General features: G+C 67.2%; 4 protein-coding genes and 1 tRNA gene. 3 read left to right on the forward strand and 2 right to left on the reverse strand.

Annotation, left to right across the window (positions count from 1 at the left end):
* A partial coding sequence (locus NA10_RS34880) for a DUF222 domain-containing protein (RefSeq protein WP_157557006.1) occupies positions 1-1,576 on the reverse strand: 1,576 nt, incomplete at its 3' end.
* A gap of 127 nt (positions 1,577-1,703) precedes the next feature.
* Here NA10_RS34880 and NA10_RS34885 point away from each other — a divergent pair.
* The 3 genes from NA10_RS34885 (at position 1,704) to NA10_RS34895 (ending at position 3,833) form a co-directional block, all read left to right on the forward strand.
* Positions 1,704-1,779 (forward strand) — tRNA-Ala (locus NA10_RS34885).
* A 70-nt stretch (positions 1,780-1,849) separates the two neighbouring features.
* Entirely contained in the window at positions 1,850-3,100 is a 1,251-nt protein-coding gene (locus NA10_RS34890) for a helicase C-terminal domain-containing protein (protein WP_157557008.1), read from the forward strand.
* A complete protein-coding gene (locus tag NA10_RS34895) occupies positions 2,994-3,833 on the forward strand; it encodes a hypothetical protein (RefSeq protein ID WP_067574976.1) in 840 nt (279 codons plus the stop codon). The genes NA10_RS34890 and NA10_RS34895 overlap by 107 nt, the downstream gene beginning before the upstream one ends.
* A gap of 58 nt (positions 3,834-3,891) precedes the next feature.
* Here NA10_RS34895 and NA10_RS34900 read toward each other — a convergent pair whose 3' ends face one another.
* Positions 3,892-4,239 carry a hypothetical protein gene (locus tag NA10_RS34900; protein WP_157557009.1) on the reverse strand — a complete coding sequence of 116 codons (348 nt, stop codon included), beginning with the start codon at positions 4,237-4,239 and terminating at the stop codon, positions 3,892-3,894.
* Positions 4,240-4,892 lie beyond the last annotated feature (653 nt).

Here is a 4,892-nt window from a genome sequence, read left to right on the forward strand (position 1 = left end):
CCGCTCGCTCGATCGAATTCTCCTGCTCCGCAGCGAACTTCGATGCATCTGCGGCGAACAGGTCTGAATGCCCGGCCATGGGCGGCGCCACCCGCGATCCTGGTTCGGCCTGTCGTGCCGTCGCCCCTTGCACTGCCTCGGGCGAACCGAGATCGGCCGCAGTGGTCGCTATTGCCGGATGCATCCGGTCGGGGCCGTGTGTCCTCTCGGTCTGAGGGGTTGAATCCTGCTGTCCGGCAGTGGATTGCGATGGGTCTGCGACGGCCGGGTCTGGATGCCGGATCGCGCGCAGCGGCTCGGGCATCGATGGGTGGGACTGCTCCCCCGTTCCAGGGGAGTACTCGGGGTGGGATTGGCCGCCGGGGACGCCGGGGATGCGCTCCCAGGGGGCGCGCGGTGCGGCTGCGCCGCGGCGGCCCGGCCGAGTGGCGGGCTCCGATGGTCCCTCGGGGGAGGTGTGGGATGCGGTGAGGTTGCCCGGGTGTTCCGGGAAGGATTGGGGTGCGGCGGATTTCGGTTCGCGCTTGCGGCTCGATCCCGCGGGGTGGGCTGCTCGGGATCGTTCCTCGGCGGCGGAGCGAGGGCGGACCTCTGCCGTCGGAGGGGCAGGCGGGGTGCGGCCTTCGACCGCCGACCGGCTGGTGCCCTCGGCGGGAGTGGCTGGGTCCTCGGCGAAGTATTCCGGGATGACTTGGAAGCGGGCATGTTCGGCGAGGGTGCGGGCGAGAGCGGGGTCGACGGGGCCGTAGCCGGAGAGGAAGGCCGGGTCGTCGCGCAGACCGAGCAGGGTTTCGGCGGACATGCCGACCTGGATGAGGGGGCGGCGGGGAGCCGAGGGGGCTCCGGCCTGGGGGCAGTACTTGCCGCGGGTGCAGCCGCAGCGCAGGCGGCCGGTGCCGTCGGCCAGGGCGACGAGGGCGTCGGCGCGGCGCTGCGGCATGGTGCGCGGGTCATCTTCGCAGACCTGCAGGCTCATTTCACGCAGTCGCATGGCAATGGTCTGTGCACCCGCGGCGGGGAGCAGCCCGTCGAAGATCGCCATCCCGTCCGCCACGGCGCGAATACGCACATCGCGGTCGCCTTCGCGTTCCTCGCGGCGACGTTGTTCCCCATGAGCGTCGAGCCGAATGATCCACCGCCGCGCGGTCTGCCGCAGCCGGCTCGGATCGGTGCGGGTGGCAGCGTCGATGAGCTTGGGCTCCAACGCTTCTCGCACCTCGCGCGAGAGTCCGCGCATGGCCTCGGCGATCACCTGCACCCGGGACAGGTCTATCCGCCCCGCCGCGAATGCCGCCCTGGTTCGCGGTAGCGAGTCGAGGGCGAGCCCGATATCGATGAGGGCCGCGGCCACCGCCTCGGACTGATGCACCGCGACCGCGACCTGTGCGGCCGCGAACTCACCGGCCCGCACCCCGCCCGGCCCGGGTTCGGCGTTCCCGGCCCGATGCCGCCGATACACCTCCCGAATCGCCGTGATCTCCGCCGCCTGCGCGAATGCCGCTGCCCCGTGTGCCCGTCGCAGTGCATCGATCAGCTCCTCATCGCCCATCGCCTCCACCTCTCCGCTATCGAACATGTGTTCGAGGCTACCCCCATAAGATCGCCTCCGCCAGCCTTTGTGCAGGCGATTTGGTTTGTCCGATACGCGTCGTGTAACTTCGTTCAGGCAAGCGGGGCACGCCCCGCGAGCGAAAACTGAACACGGGGCTATGGCGCAGCTGGTAGCGCACCACACTGGCAGTGTGGGGGTCAGGGGTTCGAGTCCCCTTAGCTCCACCATATGTCCCTTACTCGAACCCGTGACCGCGTAGACACGGGCGAGTGAGGGATTTTTGGTTTCCCGGGCAGGTTGTTCGCCTCGGGCCATTCTCCTGGTCGCCGGCGTAGCCGTCGTGACGTGAACAGCGCCTCTTGCTCGGATGTGGGCGGCTTCGTGGAAGTCGTCGAAGGGCGGGTTGAGCGCGTGGCCGACACCGGCATCGACAACGGGGACCTGTGGCGCATCCACCGCATCCACCACAACGGCTCGATCACCGTCACCGGCACCACCCACCGCGGCTCGGTTCTCCTACCCGCTGAATACATCAGCGAACACGTCGAACTCGGCTACGCCACCACCGCCCACCGCGCCCAAGGCATCACCGTCCGCCGAGCCCGCATGCTGCTCAACGCCACCCTCGGCCGCGCCCTAGCGTACGTCGGCCTCACCCGCGGATCTGAACTCAACCACCTATACGTGGCCACCGACGCACTCGTCGATATCTCCGGCGACCAGCAACCCGACGACCCGCAAGAACCGTTCCGCTGCTTCGCACGTGTACTCGTCCGCGACGACGACAATCTCTCCGCCACCGACGTCATGCGCGCCGAACAAGCCGCCGCCGACGGTCGAATCCGACTGGCCTTCGGCCACGCCTACGAGCTACTCGCCCATGAACGCGCCGAGCATCTGCTCGATCGGGCACTACCGACTGTCTTCCTCCACGACGCCCGCAAATCGACGAAATACGTCGACTTGCTCGACACCCTCGCCCTTGCCGACGCCCACGGTCTCGACACCGGCGAACTCGTCGCCTGCATTGCCACCAACGACTACCAAGACCTCGGCGAATCCCTCACCAACGCCCGCGACACCGCCGCAGTGCTACGTGCCCGCGCCGACCGCTGGATCCACAACCGCCTCCCCGCCCAACCCAACCCCCTCACGACCGCACCGATCGAAACCCTCCCCACCGCGAGCCAAGACAGCCTGATCCGCCTCATCGCACAGCTCAACACCGCTTCGACACTCACCACCGCCCCACAGTCGTTCCGCGCGCTGCGCGACGCGCCCTCCCCCGGCCGCTGCCCGCCGATCCCGACCCCATTTCCCGGCATCGACACCGACTTGGCCGAGTACGCAAGCGAACTCCGCCGACGAATCCTGGGCCCCAACGCCGACACCACACTCCCTGCGGCCCCGGTCACCAAGCCCGCCACGGTCGCCGCAAACGATGACACACGTCCAGACCCCACAGCGATCCGCGACGCGTTCGCACCTCTCCCTGGCCACCTGGTCGGCCGAAACCTTCCCCGCCACAGACACATACGACCCCTATGACCTCATCGCCCACGTCAATACCTCCGAAACACTCACCGCACCGCCCTTCACCGACTCCGGTACCGACACCATCGCCGACTGGCCCACCAAGAGCCCCGAGCGGCTGGAACGAATGCGCGCCGACTACCACCACTACGTCAAGGAACTCGCCGACGCCCACACCGAACGCGCCCTCTACATCGCACTACCCGCCGTCCTCTATCGGATCGCCAGAAGCTCCCGGCACTGGACACCTCTGCTGGACACAATCGCCCTTGCCGACGCACACGGCCTCGACACCAACACCCTCATCGCGGCCATCAGCACCGACAACTACAACGACCTCGGCGCATCCTTGCTCATCGCCCCGGACCCCGCCCGCGAACTCCAAACCCGCGCTGACGCCTGGATCCACCAACACCACCCCGACGCCGACTTCACCGACGACGCGATGTCGTTCCACGCCCTCACCGATCTGCCTTACACCGAGCAACTCCGCCCCATCCCCAACCACCCGCACCAGGACGAGCGCCTGACCGACTTCGCGCACGAACTACGCCGCCGAATCGAACAGGCACAACCGGAACCGCCCACCACGTCACGCACACCAACCACACCGCAGAACCGGCAATCCAATACCCCACCCCCCGCAGTCGATCCATCGACACCTGTAGCCGGTGGCCGACCCAAGCCCACCCGGCAGCGCCGCGTCTCGGTTCCAAGGCCAACTGCCCGACGCTCTCGCCGACTTTGAGGCTCGGCGCTCCCGGGGCCGATCGAGTTTCCGCACCACACGTCGCCTCTGCATGGGATCATAGACCTGTGCGTGCCTGCGACATTCGAGCAGGCCGGGGGTCGACGAGAAGCGAGCTCGTGCTGTTCACCGACGACAGGACCGTGCCGTGACAGATGAAGTCGATATCCATCGCAACTGCTTCGGCGGTTGCATGCTGCAGCTGCCGAAATCCGCGCTCGCCAAGCGCGCCAAGCGACACAAGCTCGGGGAGCACCAACTCGACCAACTCCTGCAAGCGCTCGAAGGCCGCTGCATGATCTGCCTGCGCTGCCACGCCATGTACATCGATACGACCACCCGGGCGGCCACGCTCAGGCTTCGCGGCATCGTATGCCGGTGGTGCAAGCAGCGGCTCGCGGGCCACGAGGGTTCCTACGGTAACGACCGCCGCGTCCTGGGGTGCCGATGCCGGCCGCGCGATGACCCCGAATGGGAGCCACGGATGGCTGCCGCCACAGCGCAATACTCCACCGCTCGGCACAACTCACGTCCTACGCGACTGATCAAGAGTGGTTCGAGGTATTGATCAAGGACCTTGCTCTCCACGGCCCCGACCCAGCCGGTGTCTGGAGCGATACACCGCTTCCTACCCTCCCGCAGCTCACCAGGCCCGAGCATCGTCCAGCAGCCGGATACGACCGGGATCGTCCGCCACTTGCCCGCGATCGTTGCACAAACGACTGCCGAGACCACGAAGAGCACATCTACATCGCGTGCTTCACCGAACCAACCAAACTCCGAGACGCGGACACCCTCGACGCCGTCATGCATTACGTCGGATGGACACGGCAGCAACCACCTGTACGGCGCGTGAATCAGCACGGCGCAATATGCCGAAACTCCTTGGTAGCGATAGTTCCCGGGACCGAAACCGAGGAAGGAATCCTCAAGGACGAGGCACAGTGCCCACGATGTGGTCGACCATTGCGGTACAACTGACACCCACCCGACCTCGACATGGCCGAGCCACAGCTGGAAGGCAATCCGGCAGATACCCGAACCGGTCAAGCAGGCGGA

Origin of the sequence: Nocardia acidivorans NBRC 108247, from assembly GCF_001625085.1 — a bacterium.
Lineage (GTDB): Bacteria > Actinomycetota > Actinomycetes > Mycobacteriales > Mycobacteriaceae > Nocardia > Nocardia acidivorans.